Source organism: Streptomyces sp. NBC_00258, from assembly GCF_036182465.1.
Taxonomy (GTDB): Bacteria; Actinomycetota; Actinomycetes; order Streptomycetales; family Streptomycetaceae; genus Streptomyces.
On the sequence record NZ_CP108081.1, the window covers coordinates 6,860,566 to 6,876,920 of the forward strand.

Below are 16,355 nucleotides of genomic sequence, written 5' to 3' on the forward strand. Positions count from 1 at the left end.
GGGCGCCGTGCCGATGGAGCCGCGGATCGCGGTGGCCGTGGTGACGATGGGCACACGGCCCCAGGAAGTCGACGCGCTGCTCGCGTCGGTGGCCAAGCAGGACGTCGCACCCACGCGGATCGTGATCGTCGGGAACGGCTGTCCGCTGCCCGAGTTCGCCGACCGGCTGGGGCTGCCCGGCGAGGTCACGGCCATCGAGGTCGACGAGAACCTCGGCTGCCCGGGCGGCCGGAACGTCGCGCTGCGCCGGCTGCGGGAGTTCGGGGACGTGGACGTCGTCATCGACCTGGACGACGACGGGCTCCTCGTCGACCCCGACGTCCTGCGACGCGTACGGGACCTGTACGCCGCCGATCCGCGCCTCGGCATCGTGGGTTTCCGCATCGCCGACGAGCTCGGCGAGACCCAGCGGCGGCACGTACCCCGGCTCGGTGCCAAGGACCCGATGCGGGGCGGGGAGGTCACCGGCTTCCTCGGCGGCGGACACGCCCTCTCGATGGAGATGCTCGCGCAGACCGGGGACTGGCCGGCCGAGTTCTTCTTCGCGCACGAGGAGACCGACCTGGCGTGGCGGGCCGCCGACGCCGGGTGGACCATCCGGTACGAGCCCGAGCTGCTGCTCCAGCACCCCAAGACCTCACCCGCACGGCACGCCATCTACTACCGCGTCACCGCCCGCAACCGCGTCTGGCTGGTCCGGCGCAGGCTGCCGCTCCCGCTCATCCCCGTCCACCTGGCGGTCTGGATCGCGCTGACTCTCCTGCGGACACGGTCCGTTGGCGGGTTGCGGGCATGGTTCGGCGGCTTCGTGGAGGGGCTCCGGGTGTCGGCGGGGGAACGGCGGCCGATGCGCTGGAAGACCGTGTGGCGCCTCACGCGCCTGGGGCGGCCGCCGGTCGTCTGAGCGGGTCCCACCTGCGCCCGCGCCGGTTTTTGCTCGTGGGAACTCGCGGGTGGCTGTGCCCGTCGGAGGAGCGCTGGAGGCCTGGCGCGGAGGGCTGTTCGTTGTTCGTGGCCGCTCTTCGCCCTGCTCACGTGCTTTCGGACCCGGTCGCTACGGCGACACTCCCCCGAGCCGCGGCGACCTACGACGCCAACCGCGTACCGGAACGACCGGGTCCGAACGGTGATCAAATCAGGCCACGCCAACCGATCGCTAACATGGGGCGAACGGTGTGGCGAGGCACAGAGTTTCGCCTGGGAGGTGGCGGGAGCGGCGGATTCAGGCCGTTGACGGCCGCCGATGGGAAGAGGCGGACAGGTGGGCGGCGGACAGCGGTCGGAGCGGGGCGCCGGGCCGCGCCGTGGCCGATCGCCCGGCCGCCCGGGCGGGCCGTCGCCCGGGGCGATACCCGCGCCGCCGCCAAAAGCACCGCCCGCGTCCTCGCCCGAGCCGGGTTCCGGAGTGCGATCAGGGCTGCGATCGGGGCTGCGTTTCGGGCTTCTCGGGCCGACCGTCGTGTACGACGCCGACGGTGTGCCACGGCCGGTGAGCAGCGCCAAGGGGCGAGTACTGCTCACCTCTTTGCTGCTGGAACCGGGACGGGTCGTCTCCGTCGACGTCCTCAAGGACGCGCTGTGGGGCGGGACACCGCCCGCCTCCGCGCACGCGTCGCTGCAGAACCACGTGACCCGTCTGCGACGCCTCCTGGACGACCCGGACCGGCTGCGGTCGGTACCACCCGGCTATCAACTTCGCGTCTCCGAGGGCGAGCTGGACGTACGCCTCTTCGAGACCCGGATCGGCGCCGCCCGTGAGGCACACGCGCGGCGGGACTGGGAACGGGCCGTGGCCGAGGCCGTGGCGGCACTCGGACTGTGGCGAGGCACCCCGCTGACCGGCATGCCTCCCGGGCTCGGCGGACTCTCCCTCGTCCAACGGCTGGAAGAGGCACGGCTGTTCGCCCTGGAGTGCCGGTACGAGGCCGAGCTGGAGCTGGGCCGCGGGATGTCCGACGGGGACGTACGGCTCTTCGGTCTCGCACCCGAACTGGCCGCGCTGGTCGCGGAGTTCCCCCTTCGCGAGGCCTTCCACCGCCAGCTGATGATGGTCCTCTACCGGACGGGCCGCCGGGCCGAGGCCCTCGCCGTCCACCGCGACCTGCGCCGCACCCTCGTCCGCGAACTCGGCGTGGAACCGGGGCTCACGGTCAGGGAGGCCCACCTGGAGATTCTGCGGGACCAGGATCCGGGGGCAGGGGCAGGAGTAGGGGGAGGGTCGGAGGCAGGGTCGGGATCGCGATCGGGGCCGACGGCCGGGCCAGGGCCAGGGCCGGGATCGGGATCGGGATCGGGTACGGATGCGTCCGCCGGTGTTGGGACCGGCGCCGCCGAGGCAGCGGCTTCCAGCCGGACAGGTGCTCCCGCCGAAGCAGTGGGTCCCGCCGGGCGGCAGCCCACCGGAGGCGACGGCGTCTCCGCTCCGAAGCCCGCCAAGTCGGCCTCCAGCCGTACCGATCGGCGCGGAGCCGACCGCCCACCCTCCACGGAAGCCTCTCCGGCGGCCCCGGCCGCTCCGAAGGTGCCCACCCTCGTCCCCGTCCCCCGGCCCGCCCAACTCCCTCCCGCTCCCGTCTGTTTCACGGGTCGCGCCGAGACCATCGACAGTCTGCGGGCCACGCTCGTGCCGGTCGGGGCGGGGCACCTCCGCGTGGCCGTCGTCAGTGGCATGGCGGGCGTCGGGAAGAGCGCGCTGGGCGTGCAGGCGGCGCACGGGCTGCGGGCCGAGTTCCCGGACGGCCAGCTGTACGTACGGCTGCACGGGGCCACGCCCGGCGTGCCGCCGCTCACCGTCGGGCAGGCCCTCGCCGCGCTGCTCCGCGACCTGGGCGTGGAACCGCGGGGCGTCCCCGAACACCCGGACGCGGCAAGCGCGTTGCTCCGCTCACTGCTGGCACCCACCCGCACCCTGCTCGTACTGGACGACGCCGTGAACGCCGCCCAGGTCCGCCCCCTGCTGCCCGCCGGTCCCGGCTGCGCGGTGATCGTCACCAGCCGCTCGCCCCTCACCGCGCTGGACGGCGTGACCCGCTTCCCGCTCGCACCGCTCTCCGACGAGGAGAGCGCCGAACTGCTGCGGGCCGTCTCCGGACGGGACGGCCTCGACGGTACGCACCCTCTCGTCGGCCTCACCGGACGGCTGCCGCTCGCGCTGCGGATCGTCGCGGCCCGGCTCGCCGCCCGCAAGGTCCTCACGCCGGACGCGCTGGCCGGTCAACTGGCCGCAAGCGACGGACGGTTGAACCACCTGGAGTACGACGACCTCAGCGTGCGCCGCTCGCTCGCGGTGGCCCTCGACGCCCTGCGGGCCTCGGACCGCGAGGCCGACCGGGACGCCGCCCTCGCCCTGCGCCGGATCGGCGCGCTCGACCTGCCGACGTACGGGGTTCCGCTCCTCGCCCGGCTCCTGGGCACCGGCGAACGCCGCACCGAGGCCGCCCTCGACCGCCTCGTCGACGTCGCCCTCCTCGACGAGACGACGTACGGCCGCTACACCCCGCACGACCTCGTACGAGACTTCGCCCGCGAGGTGGCCCGCGAGGTCGCCCGGGAGACGGCGGAGGGGGAGGACCCCGGCCCCACGGACCTCGACCTCACGGATTCGGACCCCACAGGCGCCGGCTCCACAGGCGCCGGCTCCACAGGCTCCGGCTCCTCGGGTTCCAGCTTCACGGATTCCAGCTCCTCGGGTTCCGGCTCCGAGGACCCGGACCCCACCGACATCGCTCTGCGCTGGTACGTCGCCTCCGCCCGCCGGTGCGTACCGGCCCTGATCCCCACCGGTGTCGACCGCGACAACCGGCTCGGTGCGACGCCGGTCGAGTCGGAGCGTGCGGGCGCCGGAGGCGATGAGGCCGTGCCGTTCGCGTCGGCCGCCGAGGCTGTCGCCTGGGGGGACCGCGAGGTGGCGAACGTCGTCGCGCTCGTCGAGGGCCGCGCCGCCGATTCCCCGCTGGTCCCCGTCCTCGTACGCGCCCTCTTCCCGTATCTGCAGCGCCGCGGCCGGCTGCGCGAGCTGGCGGTGCTCGGGCGGCGGGCGCTGAACGTGGCGCGGCGGCTAGGGGACGACGCCGCCGAGGCGATCGCGCTGTCCGACCTGGCGGGCCTGTACTTCATGCAGGGGCAGGCGGGCAAGGCGCTCGTCCTGACCGACCAGGCCCTCACGCGCTGGCGCGGCCTCGGAGTCGTCTCGCGCATCCAGCGCTGTCTGAACAACCGCGGCCTGCTGCTCGAAAGCCTGGGCCGGTACGTCGAGTGCGAACTCGCCCTGCGGGAAAGCCTGGAGCTGGCACGGGAGTCGGGCGACCTGGACGGCGAGGCCGTCGCCTACAGCAACCTCGGCAACCTCTACGAGCACTCCGACCCGAGCGTCGCCATCGAGTGGCACGAGCGGAGCCTCGCGCTCGGCGAGTCCATGGGCGACTCCCGGGTCCGTGAGTCAGGGCACTGCAACATCGGGTACGCCCACCTCACGCTCGGCGAACCGGCCCGTGCGCTGGAGCACTTCGACCGTGCCCTGAGCGTCTCGGACGGGGTCGACTGGCAGAGCGGCTCCCAGACCCGCCTCGGTCTCGTCCGTGCGCTGCGCGGCCTCGACCGCACCGAGCGGGCCGCCCGCGAGTGCGCCCTGCTGCTGGCCCGCGCCGAACAGCGCGCCGACCGCTACACCGCCGGTCTCGCCCGGCACCAGCAGGGCCTGCTGCACCGGTCGGCGGGCCGCACCGACGAGGCGTACGAGCAGTGGGAACTGGCCCTCGACGACCTGGACGGCACCGACAGCACGGTGACCGACGAACTGCGGGAGCTACTGCTGGTCCAGCTCAACAACCCTTCTGTGCGAGGGAGTTGAGTGGGAACTCGGCGGAAGGCAGGCGCGCCCGCTCACTTCGCGTCCGCGTAACACTCCACCACCGCCGTCGTGAACGGAAACCGCACCGGCGTCTCCCCGAACGTCAGCCGCCCCGCCAGTTCCGCGGCCTCGCGGATGGCCTCGACCACCGTGTCGGCCTCCGCCGCCGGACAGTGCACCATCACCTCGTCGTGCTGGAAGAAGACCAGCTCGGCCGCCATGTCCCGGCAGGTGCGGCGGAGGGCGGCGAGCACGAGGAGGGTCCAGTCGGCGGCGCTGCCCTGCACGACGAAGTTGCGCGCGAAGCGGCCCCTGGCACGGGAGTTGGTGGAGGCATACCCCGGCACCCAGTCCTGGGTGTCCCCGGGCTCGGCCCCCTCGCCCGGTACGACGCCGGTCTGCTCGCTCTCCGGAATCCCCGCCTCCTCCCCGGAGGAGTCCGACCCCGCCGCCGGCGGGCAGGTCCGCCCCAGCCAGGTCCGCACGAGCCGCCCCTCCTCGCCCGCCCGCGCCGCGTCGTCCACGTACGCCACCGCCTTGGGGAAGCGGCGGCGCAGCAGCGCGAGGTTCTTGAGACCGTCGCCGGACGTCTGGCCGTAGACCGCGCCGAGCACGGCGAGTTTGGCCTGTGCGCGGTCGCCGGAGAAGGCGCGGTCGGACACGGACTGGTAGAGGTCGGTCTCCCGCCCGGCGACCTCCATCAGTCCGGGGTCGCGGGAGATCGCGGCCAGCACACGCGGCTCCATCTGGTCGGCGTCCGCGACCACGAGCCGCCAGCCGGGATCGGCGACCGCGGCCCTGCGTATGACCTTGGGGATCTGCAGTGCGCCCCCGCCGTTGGTCACCCAGCGCCCGGTGACCGTCCCGCCCGGCAGGTACTCCGGTCTGAACCGCCCGTCCCGCACCCAGTCCTGGAGCCATGACCAGCCATGGGCGACCCAGATGCGGTACAGCTTCTTGTACTCGACGAGCGGCTTCACGGCCGGGTGGTCGATCGTCTCGATCTCCCAGCGGCGGGTGGACTTGATCTTGATCCCGGCCTGCGCGAAGGCCTTGATGACATCGGCGGGCAGATCGGGCCGCACCCGTCTCCCGAACGCGGCCGACACCTCGTCCGTGAGCTCGGCGAGGCGGCGCGGCTCGCCCCCTCCCGTGTACCGCTCGCCGAGCAGTTCGTGCAGCACGTTCCGGTGCACGTCCGCGCTCCACGGCAGCCCGGACGCGTTCATCTCCGTCGCCACGAGCATGCCCGCCGACTCGGCGGCCGTCAGCAGCCGCATCCGCCCGGGGTGCGCGGCAGCGTCATGTCTTCGCTGCTGGTCCCCGTACACCTCGATGAGCTGTTCCAGCGGTACGTGGACGGGGCGGGGCTCGAAGAGGGAGGACTGGGAGCCGGGCTCGGCGGAGCGCTGCGGGGGATCGGGCGGTACGGGACCGCCGCGCAGTCTCGCCAGGGCGGCGGCCGCCGAGTGGGGCTCGCCGAGCCGTCCCTCGTGGCCGAGGAGGAGGGTCTCGGCGGCCTCCATGTCGTAACACCGCTCCACGCGGACGCCCGCGTCGCGCAGGCGCGGATAGACCTCGGCCGTCGACCGCCACACCCAACGGGCGACGTCCGGCCTCGTCCGTACGGACTCGGCGAGATCCGGTTCCCTCAGGACCGGTCCGGCGGGCAGCCCGTCGGGGCCGAGGGGAGCGAGCTCGGCGCCGCCGTCCTCGGCCGGCGCGAGAGCCCACCGGTCGTTCATGACTTCGAGTCTCGCAGGAGGGTCTGACAACGGCCCTGAACCGCGAGTTCAGGGCCGTGTCCGGCACCGGGCGCGGGGCGCACCCGGTCGTCGGACGGTCATTCGGCCGGTCGGTCGCTCAGCGGATCGGCCAGCCGATCAGCCGGCCGGTCGGTCAGTCCTCCTGGAGGGACTTCCGCACCTTCTCCAGCGCTTCCGCGACGTTCGCCTCGGCCGCCGCCTTGTCGACGCCGAGCCCGCTGAGGAGACCCGAGCCCGCCTCGTGCTCCAGCAGTGCGAGCAGGATGTGCTCCGTGCCGATGTAGTTGTGCCCGAGCCGGAGGGCCTCGCGGAAGGTGAGTTCGAGGGACTTCTTGGCGTTGCCGTCGAAGGGGATGAGCGCGGGTACGTCCTCGGCGCTCGGCGGCAGGGCGGCGGTCGCGGCCTCGCGCACGGCGTCCAGGGTGACGCCCTGCGCGGTGATCGCCTTCGCCCCGAGGCCCTCCGGCTCGGCGATCAGCCCGAGGACCAGGTGCTCGGTGCGGATCAGGTCGTTGCCCGCGTTCTTGGCCTCGTTCTGGGAGACGATCACCACGTTCCTGGCCCGTGGCGTGTAGCGGCTGAAGCCCTGGCTGGGGTCGAGGTCCGACTCCGCCTTCGGCACGAACCGCTTCTGGGCCGCCTGCCGGGTGACCCCCATGCTCTTGCCGATGTCCGTCCAGGACGCGCCCGAACGCCGGGCCTGGTCCACGAAGTGACCGATCAGATGGTCGGCCACGTCGCCGAGGTGGTCCGCCGCGATCACCGCGTCCTGGAGCTGGTCGAGAGCGTCTTCGTGAACCTTCTTGATGGCCTCGATCAGATCGTCGAGGCGTACGGAGGTGGTGGCGCGTGGATTCGTCGTCATGTGTCAACGGTAGGTTGACAGCGATCGGGTGTCAACCCCGAGTTGACACCTGCCGCGCCTGCCCGTTGACACCCACGGGCAGCCCGACCAGCCCGCTCCCGGCCCTCAGGAGGCGCCCGGGGGCAGGGCCGGCCCCACCGCGACGCGTGACACGATCGAGGAATGAGCAGTACGCCCAGCACCGTGGAGCGCGCCTTCGAGGCCGCCCTCTACGCCGATTCCGACGCGGCCCTCGACACCGGTGCCTCGCTCCTCGCCTCCGACCCCGCGTCCGACGCCGAACTGGCCCGGCGCGGCGAGGAGTTCGTCGAGGGGGCCTGGCGGCGCGGCTGGCAGCCCGCCGATGTCGTACGGATCGTGCGGCGCGAGCTGGACGACGTGCACGTACGCCTGGTGTCCGTGCTGATCCTCGACGAGAGCGGCCGGAACCGGCAGCCCCGCGGCCCGCGCTGGACGGCACAGCTCGAAGAGCTGAACGCCGAGGCGGGCGGGACGAAGGCGCCACCTCGCACCGGACCCCGTACCGACCGCTTCTCGTACGCCACCGCCGTACTGGGGCTGTACCGGCTGCTGCTCCGCCTGCCCTCCATCGAGCCGCTGGACGTGGACGCGCCCAAGGGGACGGCCGGCGCCCCGAGGGACTCCCGCATGCTCACCCGCATCCGCGCGCTGCTCGCCAAGGCCGAGGCGACCGGGTTCCCGGAGGAGGCGGAGGCGCTGAGCGCCAAGGCGCAGGAGCTGATGGCGCGGCACAGCATCGACGAGGCGCTGCTCGCGGCCCGTACGCACGCCAAGGACGCGCCCGGCGCCTGCCGCATCGGCGTCGACCCGCCCTACGAGACGGCCAAGGCGGTACTCCTCGACGCGGTGTCCGGCGCGAACCGCTGCCGGGCGGTCTGGAACGAGGCCCTCGGCTTCTCGACCGTCGTCGGCTTCGAACCCGACCTGGAGGCCGTCGAACTCCTCTACACCTCGCTCCTCGTGCAGGCCACCGCCGCGATGACGAAGGCGGAGGCGGCACAGCGGGCGGGCGGCAGGAAGCGTACGAAGTCCTTCCGGCAGTCCTTCCTCGCCGCGTACGCCCATCGCATCGGCGACCGGCTCGCGGATGTGGCCGAGGGGCAGGTGACGGCGACGCAGGGGGAGTTGCTGCCGGTTCTCGCGGCCCGCGAGGTAGCGGTCGCCGACGAGACGGAGCGGATGTTCCCGGCGACCGTCACGACCAGGCTGCGCGGGGTGAACGACGCGGCCGGCTGGGAGGAAGGAGCCGCCGCGGCGGACCGCGCCCAGGTCAGGGCACGGCCGCCGCTGCGGTGACCCGGCCGGACCGGGGCGGTGGTTCAGGGCCGGTGCCCCGGGGGCCGGCGGCTCAGTCGCCGGCGCGCTGGAGCGGGCCCACCGAGGCGTCCGGCTCGCTCTCGCTCCGCAGCGCGACCTCGCCGTACTTCCAGGGGAAGGACAGGTCGGCATCCTCGCCGGGCAGGCCGAACTTCACGGTCTTCACGGCGGCACCCTTCGTCGCGTCGCCCGCGGGCCCTCGTACGTACGTGATCGTGAAGGCGGTGGTCTCGTCCGGCTTGAGGGTCAGCTTCTCCGGCTTCGCGGACTCCTCCGGGGTGAGGGACCAGGTGGTGCCGCCCGCGGTCAGGTCGACGCGGGGGAAGCCCTCCAGGGTGCAGTCGCCGCCGGAGCGGTTGGTGAGGGTGACGGAGACGCTCCCGGTGTCGCCCGCGGCCGGGGCCTCGCTCGCGGCGACCTCCTGCCCGACCTGGTCCGCCTTGCAGGCGGAGGAGCCGGCGGAGGACGCCGAACTGTCGGCCTTCTTGCCTCCCTCGTCACCGCTGCCGCCGTCGTCGCAGGCGGTCAGGGCGAGGGCCGCCACGAGGGCGGTGAGTGCGGAGACGGCTATCGGTAGGGCGCGCATGGCTTACCTCTGACTTCCGGGACCCGCTTCTGGGTCCGGCTTGCGGGGACTTCGGGTGCGTGGCGGTGCTCGTAGATCATCGGTCATGGGCCGTCGCGCGGCGTACGCTGGCGCGGTGAGCTGGCGACGGGCGCTGAAGGACACTGCTCGCTCCGGCATCGCCGTGGAGAAGAAGCGGCTCGAACCGCTCATCGCGGTGCGCGGAGCCGCGGGACTCGCGATCGTCATCGCGCTGAGCCTGTGGCTCTTCGGCCCCGCGGCCGCGGCGAGTTCGGCGTTCGGCGCGTTCCAGGCGGCCATCGCGACGTTCCAGCGCAGCTGGCGCCCCCGTCCCGAACTGGCCATCGCCTCCGGTACGAGCCTGGCCGTGTCCACGTTCCTCGGCTACCTCACCATCTCCAAGGAGCCGCTCTTCCTCGCGCTCCTCGTGGTGTGGACCTTCGCCGCCGGGATGAGCTGGGCCGCGGGCCCGACCATCGGCCTGATCGCCTCCTCGAACGTGGCGATCATGCTGGTGACGGTCACCCTGCCGACCTCCGTCGCCCAGGCCGCGGGCCACGCCGCGATGATGATCGTGGGCGGCCTGGTGCAGGCGGCACTGATCGTCCTCTTTCCCGTACGACGCTGGGGTGCCCACCGGGACGCGCTCGCCGACGCCCTGGCAGCCGAGGCCGACTACGCGCGCCGGCTGCGCCACGACCCGGTCGCGTCCTTCGACCCGCAGCCCCTGATGGAGGCGCGCAACGCGGCCGCCGTCACCCCGCGCCAGGCCCGCCGCCGCCCCGCCGAACTCCACGGCGCCCGCGGCATCGCCGAACGCATCCGCCCGGTCCTCGCCTCCCTCGCCGACCCCGCGATGGGCGTCCCGGCCGAGGGCCCGGCCCGCGACCGCGTCCGCGAACTCCTCGCCTCCGCGGCCGCCCTCCTCGACGCCGCGGCCCACGCCATCCGCCACGGCGAGCCGGTCAAGGTCCCCCCAGCGGCCCTCGCCACCTTCCGCACCCCGGACACCGGCAGCATCCTCACGGGCGCCCCCTACCGAGCGATGACCCGCCTCAACACCCTCCTCCAGGACGTGGTGGAAACGGCAGGCGGCGCCCCGCAGGATGGCGCCCCGTCAGGGGCGCGGGGAACTGCGCGCTCAGCCGAGACGGACGGTCGGTCGACATCGGGCCGAGCCCCCACTCACCCAGGGGCGCGGGGAACTGCGCGACCAGCCCCCACGACCCGCAGCCGCCCCACCTTCCTCGCCCTCATCCCCAAAGCCCTCAAAGCCATGCGCAGCGAACTCCGCCGGGGTTCCCCCGTCACCCGCCACGCCACCCGCGTGTCCGCGGTGGCGGCCACCGGCTACATCCTCGGCACCTGGCTCCCCCTCGGCCACGGCTACTGGGCCCCACTGACCTCGGTCATGGTCATGCGCCCGGACTTCTCCCAGACATACAGCCGGGCCGTGGCCCGCCTCGCCGGCACGGTCATCGGCGTGGCCGTGGCCACAGGCGCGGTACAGGCGGCGTCCCCCGGAACGCTCCTCTCCGGCGCACTCGCCGTGGCGAGCGCAGCGCTCATGTACCTCCTCATGCGCACCGGCCAGTTCGCGACCCAGGCCTGCATCGCCGCGTACGTCGTCTTCCTGCTCGGCATGGGCGGCGAGGAGTGGACCCAGACCGTGCCCGAACGCGTCCTGCTCACCCTCATGGGCGGATTCCTCGCGATGCTGGCGTACGCCGTCTACCCGGCCTGGGAGACCCCGCGCCTGCGCACCCGCCTCGCGGACTGGCTGGCCGCGCAGGGCACGTACGCCGCCGCCGTCTTCGGCTCCTACGCAGACCCGTCCGCGAGCAACGCCCCGGACGTCCGCCAGGCCCTGCTCACCGCCCGTACCGCCCGCGCGGCCTGGCACGCGGCGGTGGCCCGCGCCACCGCCGAACCGGTCCGCCACCGCGGCCTCTCCCGCACCGCGGCCGACGACGCCGAGGACGCGCTCGCCCAACTGGGCCGCGTGGCCATGCTCCTGGAGGCCCACCTCCCGGAACGCGGGGCGACCCCCGTACCGCCCGCCGCCCGCTTCGCCGACGCCCTGCGCGAGTCCACCCACCAGGGCGCGAAGGCCATCCGCGAGCGCCGGGTCCCCACCTGGGACGCGGTACGCGAGGCTCTGGACGCCTGGGACACCGAGAACCCCGAGAACGCTGACAAGGTCGTACGCAACACCGCGACCCTCGTCCTCGACACCCTCACCGAGCTTTCCGAGGCCCTCGACACGGCCGTACCGCCCATGACGCTCGACGGAACGGCCCCCGAAAAGCCGGACGGGCCGCGAAACCCGAAGGATTCCGCGACCCGCTGACGTGAGCCGACGCGACGCGCGCCGGGCGTGAGGTGAACCGGCGTGACGTGAACCGGTGTGATGCGAACCGGTGTGATGCGAACCGGTGTGATGCGAACCGGGTCTTCAGGACCCCGGACTCGGATCTTCAGGACCCCAGACTCGGTCCTCAGGACCCCAGACTCGCCGTAGGCAGCCCGGACGGCATCTTGCCGCCCTCCGCCTTCGTATACGTTTCCTCGCCGAGGCCCTCCCACGTGACCTTCAGGGTCTTGGAGTCGACCGAGTCGACCATGCCCTCGGCCCGGTCCTTGTTCCCGTCGGAGCACTTCAGCTCGATCATGCGCATGCCCGAGGTCTCACCGGCGGTGCCGCTGCACACGGATCCGCCCGTCGAGAACAGCCCGGCCTCCTCGCCGGTGATCACCAGCGCCACGGCCTTGCCGCTCTTGGTGGCCAGCCAGCTGCCCTCCAACGCCTCGACCTTGCCCTTGCTCCCGCCGGAACCGCCGGAACCACCTGTTCCGCCGCCGGTGTCGGCCGACCCGGTCGGTGCCGCGCCGGTGGAGGAGGGGGAGTCGTCGCTCCCGCCGCTGTCACCGCTGCAGCCGGTCGTCAGGACGAGCGCGGCCGCCAGCCCCGCCGCCGCGGCCGCGATCCGCGCCTGCCCGCGCGAGATGGTCGCCGAAGTCACTGAAGCCCCCAAGGGTCTGGCCGGACGAGTCGCCGGTACCCGCCGGGTACCGCCGGTGGCGCCTGTGCAACCGGGAACGACCGCCAGCAAGCTACCAGGCCCCTCTTCCAGCACCTCGGGAAGCACGCCCGCCCGACAACGGGGGAGCGCCGGCGCCTCCGCCGGAGTCCGCTACCAGGAGGACTTCCGAACCCCCGGCAGGAACCCCTTGTGCGCCTGGTCCCGCAGGTTCACCCGCGAGAGTCCGAACGTCCGCAGGTAGCCGCGCGGCCGCCCGTCCACACTGTCCCGGTTGCGTACGCGCGTGGCGCTCGCGTCACGCGGCTGCCGCTCCAACTCGCGCCGGGCGGCGGACCGTTCGGCGTCCGTCGAGGACGGCCTGCGGATGATCTCCTTCAGCTCGGCGCGCCGCGCGGCGTACCGGGCGACGACTTCCTGCCGCTTCTCGTTCTTCGCGATCTTGCTCTTCTTGGCCATCAGACCCTCACCCCACGGGCCCGGATCCGTGCCACGGCGGCCTCGACACCGATGACGTCGACCGTCTTGATGCCCTTCGTGCTCAGCCTCAGCCGTACGTACCGGCCCTCGCCCGGCAGCCAGTACCGCTTGCTCTGGATGTTGGGGTCGAAGCGGCGCGACGTGCGCCGGTGCGAGTGGGAGATGGAGTTCCCGAAGCCCGGCTGGGCCCCGGTCAGCATGCAGTGCGCGGACATGTGAGTGACGTACCTCTCTGATTTCTCGTTATCGATAATGGGATCCGTTTTCATATACTAGCCACATGGCACGCAACGAACTCCGTCCGGTCATCAAGCTCCGGTCCACGGCCGGGACCGGCTACACGTACGTCACCCGCAAGAACCGCCGTAACGACCCCGACCGGATGACCCTGCGCAAGTACGACCCCGTCGCCGGCCGGCACGTCGACTTCCGAGAGGAGCGCTGACCGTCATGCGCGAGGAAATCCACCCGGCGTACGGTCCCGTCGTCTTCCGGGACCGGGCCGCGAACCACGCCTTCCTGACCCGCTCGACCCTCGTCGCCGGGGCGAACGGGAAGGCGATCGAGTGGGAGGACGGCAACACCTACCCGGTCGTCGACGTCGAGATCTCGAACGTGAGCCACCCCTTCTACACGGGGACGGCCCGCGTCCTGGACACGGCCGGCCGCGTGGAGCGCTTCGAGCGCCGGTTCGGCAGGCGCGACAGCCGGCCCACCGGCGGGCGCGACGACCGGCGCGACGACCAGCGCGGGGAGCGCTGATGCTGTCCGTCGCCATCGTGGGCGGGCTGCACGCCGATGCCCGCCGGGCGGCCGTGGACCGGCTGCTCGCCGATGTGCCCGGGTCGGTGGCGCTGCACCACGACCTGGCAACGGCCGTACAGGGCACGGTGGTTCGCACCGTTCGCGACCGCACCGGCATCGTCTCCGCCGGTGAGGCGCCCCTCGTCAACGACTGCGCGTGCTGCGCCCTGCGTGAGGACCTGGTCCCCGAACTGGAGCGTCTCGCGGAGGACGGACTGACCCGGCTCGCGATCGTCGAACTCTGGGACTCGGTCGAGCCGAAGGCGATGGCCGAGGTGGTGGCGGAGGCGATGGCGAGCGCGGATCTCCGCCTGACCGGTGTCATCACGGCGGTCGACCCCGCCCTGGTGCTGCCCTACCTCGGCAACGGCGACGACCTCGCCGACGCGGGCCTCGCCGCTGCCGCCACCGACCAGCGCACGGTCGCCGACACCTTCGCCCGCCAACTGGAGTACGCGCCCGTCCTAGCCCTCGCCACCTCGGAAGACGCCGACGACGAGGACCGCGCGCTCCTGGCCCAACTCCACCCGACAGCCCGGCAGGTCCCGATAGGCGACGGCGACTTGTCGGGCCGGGGGGACGGCGACCGGGAGTCGTGGTTCGAGAGGCGACCGGCCGAGGAGCTGGGCCTCGCGGGACCGGCGGGACTCGCCCCGGCGGACTCGGAGCCCGGGCGGTCCCCGCTCGCGGAAGCGGCGTTCGGCGGTTTCGACGTGGAGGCGGCCGCCGCCGCCCAGCATCCGGCCTGCGCGTTGTTGCCGGCCGAGGCGGACGAGTGCGGGGTCTCCACGCTCGTGTGGCACCGGCGGCGGCCGTTCCACCCGGAGCGGCTGTACGCGGCGCTGGAGGATCTGTGCTGTGCGGCGGCGCGCAGCCGCGGGCGGTTCTGGCTCGCGGACCGGCCCGACACGCTGCTGCACTGGGACGCCGCGGGAGGCGCCCTGTGCGTGGAGAACGCCGGACCCTGGCTGGCCTCCCTGCCCGACGCGGCCTGGGAGCTGGTGCCGCCGGTACGCCGTGCCGCGGCCGCGCTCGACTGGCACCCGGAGCACGGCGACTGCTGCCAGCACCTCGTCTTCACATCACCCGGCCTCGACCGCGACGGACTCGAACTGCTCCTGGAGTCCTGCCTGTTGACGGACGCGGAGTACGCGGCCGGCCGCACCGCCTGGAAACAGCTCCCGCCCGCCTTCGACTCCCTCCTGGAGGTCTGACCATGCCCCGCAAGCCCGACCGCAAGCCGACGCCCCGCCCCAATCCGCTGGGCACGGCGAAGATCACGTACATCGACTACAAGGACACGGACCTGCTGAGGAAGTTCATCTCCGACCGCGGCAAGATCCGCAGCCGGCGGGTCACGCGGGTGAGCGCCCAGCAGCAGCGGCTGCTGGCCCGCGCGATCAAGAACGCCCGTGAGATGGCCCTGCTGCCGTACTCGTCGCGATAGGCCCACGGCCGACCCCGGGACCCCCACGACCGACCCTGCCCGCCCCACTGTGCACATGCGACCCTCACGACCCCCTCCCTCCCATTCATTTCATGGGCAGGAGGGGGTCGTTCTGGAACACAAAGGGCCCGGTTCGCGTCCCTTATTCATGCGGGGGCAGGCGTTGGAACGATTCGGCCCGCGGGACCGTCAAACGTGTAACCGCAGGACCACCCCCCGTGCACGTGCATCTGCTCATGCAACTGCATGTGAAGAGCGGCTATGATCCGGGCAGTTGACCAACACTGCATCACTGGCAACAGACGCCAATGCACCACCGGGGAGCGACCTGTGGACCACGACGTGTACAACGGCATGGCTGCCACGGAGCTGCGCGGAGCGGCCTGGCAGAAGAGCATGCACAGCAACTCGCAGGGCTCCTGCGTGGAGTTCGCCCGGCTGCCGGGCGGCGAGGTGGCGGTGCGCAACTCGCGCTTCCCCGACGGCCCCGCCCTCATCTACACGCCTGCCGAGATAGAGGCCATGCTTCTGGGCATCAAGGACGGCGAGTTCGACCACCTGATAGCGGGCTGACGGCGGGCCTGCGGTCGGCCGGTGGGGGCAACTCGCCCCATTCAGGGATGTTCACGGACCGTAGGCGGTCGGTAACGCGCGTAGAACCGCGGCGCGAAAAGGCGCCGCGGTTCCTCATGCGGAGGGGCCGAGCCGGAACAGTGCCCAGACGACCTTGCCGTTGAGCGTGCCGGCGAGCGGGTGCCAGCCCCAGCCGTCGGCGAACGAGTCGACGAGGAACAGCCCGCGGCCCGACTCCGCCGAGAAGTCCTCGGAGTCGCCCGCGACCGGGCTGTCGTGACTGGGATCGCGCACCGCGCACACGAGTCGCTCGGTCCACCGCATCAGGTGCAGCCGCACGGGCGCGTCGTGGTCGCCGGGGCGCGGGGTGTCCGCGGGCAGGGCGTGCCGCAGCGCGTTGGTGACGAGTTCCGAGACCACCAGACAGACGTCGTCGAAGCGGTTGCCGATGTCCCACTGGTCCAGCGTGCGGCGGGTGAACTGCCGCGCGTCGCGCACCGCTTCGTAGCGGGGCGGCAGGGCGCAGGAGGCGGCGTTGGACACGGACGCGGGGTCCAGTGGCGGAAGCCCCTGCCGTAACGGCTCGAGCATGGTCGATCCATTCGT

The 16,355-nt window shown here is 72.8% G+C and carries 16 protein-coding genes; 9 read left to right on the forward strand and 7 right to left on the reverse strand.

Features of this window, described 5'->3' with window-relative positions; translation table 11 throughout:
• Positions 1 to 13 precede the first annotated feature (13 nt).
• Both OG718_RS30570 and OG718_RS30575 read left to right on the forward strand, forming a co-directional pair.
• The gene (locus OG718_RS30570; RefSeq protein ID WP_143640504.1) at positions 14 to 904 is read left to right on the forward strand and encodes a glycosyltransferase family 2 protein; all 891 of its coding nucleotides are present in this window, start codon (positions 14 to 16) and stop codon (positions 902 to 904) included.
• A 513-nt stretch (positions 905 to 1,417) separates the two neighbouring features.
• A complete protein-coding gene (locus OG718_RS30575) occupies positions 1,418 to 4,849 on the forward strand; it encodes a BTAD domain-containing putative transcriptional regulator (protein WP_328847860.1) in 3,432 nt (1,143 codons plus the stop codon).
• 32 nt (positions 4,850 to 4,881) lie between these two features.
• Here OG718_RS30575 and OG718_RS30580 read toward each other — a convergent pair whose 3' ends face one another.
• Both OG718_RS30580 and OG718_RS30585 read right to left on the reverse strand, forming a co-directional pair.
• Positions 4,882 to 6,594 (reverse strand): bifunctional 3'-5' exonuclease/DNA polymerase, encoded by a 1,713-nt coding sequence (locus OG718_RS30580; RefSeq protein ID WP_143640355.1) that lies wholly within the window; start codon positions 6,592 to 6,594, stop codon positions 4,882 to 4,884.
• Between the two features lie 154 nt (positions 6,595 to 6,748).
• Positions 6,749 to 7,480 carry a Clp protease N-terminal domain-containing protein gene (locus OG718_RS30585; protein WP_143640357.1) on the reverse strand — a complete coding sequence of 244 codons (732 nt, stop codon included), beginning with the start codon at positions 7,478 to 7,480 and terminating at the stop codon, positions 6,749 to 6,751.
• A gap of 162 nt (positions 7,481 to 7,642) precedes the next feature.
• On the opposite strand from OG718_RS30585, the gene OG718_RS30590 reads away from it, so the two are divergent.
• A complete protein-coding gene (locus OG718_RS30590) occupies positions 7,643 to 8,797 on the forward strand; it encodes a DUF2786 domain-containing protein (protein WP_328845711.1) in 1,155 nt (384 codons plus the stop codon).
• Between the two features lie 52 nt (positions 8,798 to 8,849).
• Here OG718_RS30590 and OG718_RS30595 read toward each other — a convergent pair whose 3' ends face one another.
• On the reverse strand, positions 8,850 to 9,404 hold the full coding sequence (locus tag OG718_RS30595; RefSeq protein ID WP_328845712.1) for a DUF4232 domain-containing protein: 555 nt from the start codon (positions 9,402 to 9,404) through the stop codon (positions 8,850 to 8,852).
• Between the two features lie 115 nt (positions 9,405 to 9,519).
• On the opposite strand from OG718_RS30595, the gene OG718_RS30600 reads away from it, so the two are divergent.
• Complete coding sequence (locus OG718_RS30600) at positions 9,520 to 11,754, forward strand: FUSC family protein (protein WP_328845713.1); 2,235 nt, start codon at positions 9,520 to 9,522, stop codon at positions 11,752 to 11,754.
• A gap of 148 nt (positions 11,755 to 11,902) precedes the next feature.
• On the opposite strand, the gene OG718_RS30605 is transcribed toward OG718_RS30600, so the two are convergent.
• The 3 genes from OG718_RS30605 to rpmB form a co-directional block, all read right to left on the reverse strand.
• Positions 11,903 to 12,427, reverse strand: a complete 525-nt coding sequence (locus OG718_RS30605; protein WP_143640362.1) for a hypothetical protein — start codon at positions 12,425 to 12,427, stop codon at positions 11,903 to 11,905.
• Positions 12,428 to 12,598: 171 nt separating this feature from the next.
• Complete coding sequence (rpsN, locus tag OG718_RS30610; protein ID WP_143640364.1) at positions 12,599 to 12,904, reverse strand: 30S ribosomal protein S14; 306 nt, start codon at positions 12,902 to 12,904, stop codon at positions 12,599 to 12,601.
• Positions 12,904 to 13,140 (reverse strand): 50S ribosomal protein L28, encoded by a 237-nt coding sequence (gene rpmB, locus OG718_RS30615; protein ID WP_143640365.1) that lies wholly within the window; start codon positions 13,138 to 13,140, stop codon positions 12,904 to 12,906. The genes rpsN and rpmB overlap by 1 nt, the downstream gene beginning before the upstream one ends.
• Before the next feature lie 65 nt (positions 13,141 to 13,205).
• On the opposite strand from rpmB, the gene rpmG reads away from it, so the two are divergent.
• From rpmG to OG718_RS30640, 5 genes are all read left to right on the forward strand, one after another.
• Positions 13,206 to 13,370 carry a 50S ribosomal protein L33 gene (gene rpmG, locus OG718_RS30620; RefSeq protein WP_030573688.1) on the forward strand — a complete coding sequence of 55 codons (165 nt, stop codon included), beginning with the start codon at positions 13,206 to 13,208 and terminating at the stop codon, positions 13,368 to 13,370.
• Positions 13,371 to 13,375: 5 nt separating this feature from the next.
• Entirely contained in the window at positions 13,376 to 13,687 is a 312-nt protein-coding gene (locus OG718_RS30625; protein WP_328845714.1) for a type B 50S ribosomal protein L31, read from the forward strand.
• Positions 13,687 to 14,943: a CobW family GTP-binding protein gene (locus tag OG718_RS30630; RefSeq protein WP_306939273.1), complete on the forward strand. Its 1,257-nt coding sequence runs from the start codon at positions 13,687 to 13,689 to the stop codon at positions 14,941 to 14,943. Before OG718_RS30625 ends, OG718_RS30630 begins: the two co-directional genes overlap by 1 nt.
• Positions 14,944 to 14,945: 2 nt before the next feature.
• Positions 14,946 to 15,176, forward strand: a complete 231-nt coding sequence (rpsR, locus tag OG718_RS30635) for a 30S ribosomal protein S18 (protein ID WP_143640371.1) — start codon at positions 14,946 to 14,948, stop codon at positions 15,174 to 15,176.
• Positions 15,177 to 15,530: 354 nt separating this feature from the next.
• Positions 15,531 to 15,749: a DUF397 domain-containing protein gene (locus OG718_RS30640; RefSeq protein WP_055610780.1), complete on the forward strand. Its 219-nt coding sequence runs from the start codon at positions 15,531 to 15,533 to the stop codon at positions 15,747 to 15,749.
• Between the two features lie 114 nt (positions 15,750 to 15,863).
• On the opposite strand, the gene OG718_RS30645 is transcribed toward OG718_RS30640, so the two are convergent.
• Positions 15,864 to 16,340, reverse strand: a complete 477-nt coding sequence (locus tag OG718_RS30645) for an ATP-binding protein (protein ID WP_143640373.1) — start codon at positions 16,338 to 16,340, stop codon at positions 15,864 to 15,866.
• Between the last annotated feature and the right edge of the window lie 15 nt (positions 16,341 to 16,355).

Coding starts and splice junctions, on each gene's coding strand:
- OG718_RS30570 (WP_143640504.1), top strand. CDS start 14: ATGGAGCCGCGGATCGCGGTGGCCGTGGTGACGATGGGCACACGGCCC.
- OG718_RS30580 (WP_143640355.1), bottom strand. CDS start 6,594: ATGAACGACCGGTGGGCTCTCGCGCCGGCCGAGGACGGCGGCGCCGAG.
- OG718_RS30585 (WP_143640357.1), bottom strand. CDS start 7,480: ATGACGACGAATCCACGCGCCACCACCTCCGTACGCCTCGACGATCTG.
- OG718_RS30590 (WP_328845711.1), top strand. CDS start 7,643: ATGAGCAGTACGCCCAGCACCGTGGAGCGCGCCTTCGAGGCCGCCCTC.
- OG718_RS30595 (WP_328845712.1), bottom strand. CDS start 9,404: ATGCGCGCCCTACCGATAGCCGTCTCCGCACTCACCGCCCTCGTGGCG.
- rpsN (WP_143640364.1), bottom strand. CDS start 12,904: ATGGCCAAGAAGAGCAAGATCGCGAAGAACGAGAAGCGGCAGGAAGTC.
- rpmB (WP_143640365.1), bottom strand. CDS start 13,140: ATGTCCGCGCACTGCATGCTGACCGGGGCCCAGCCGGGCTTCGGGAAC.
- rpmG (WP_030573688.1), top strand. CDS start 13,206: ATGGCACGCAACGAACTCCGTCCGGTCATCAAGCTCCGGTCCACGGCC.
- OG718_RS30625 (WP_328845714.1), top strand. CDS start 13,376: ATGCGCGAGGAAATCCACCCGGCGTACGGTCCCGTCGTCTTCCGGGAC.
- OG718_RS30630 (WP_306939273.1), top strand. CDS start 13,687: ATGCTGTCCGTCGCCATCGTGGGCGGGCTGCACGCCGATGCCCGCCGG.
- rpsR (WP_143640371.1), top strand. CDS start 14,946: ATGCCCCGCAAGCCCGACCGCAAGCCGACGCCCCGCCCCAATCCGCTG.
- OG718_RS30640 (WP_055610780.1), top strand. CDS start 15,531: ATGGCTGCCACGGAGCTGCGCGGAGCGGCCTGGCAGAAGAGCATGCAC.
- OG718_RS30645 (WP_143640373.1), bottom strand. CDS start 16,340: ATGCTCGAGCCGTTACGGCAGGGGCTTCCGCCACTGGACCCCGCGTCC.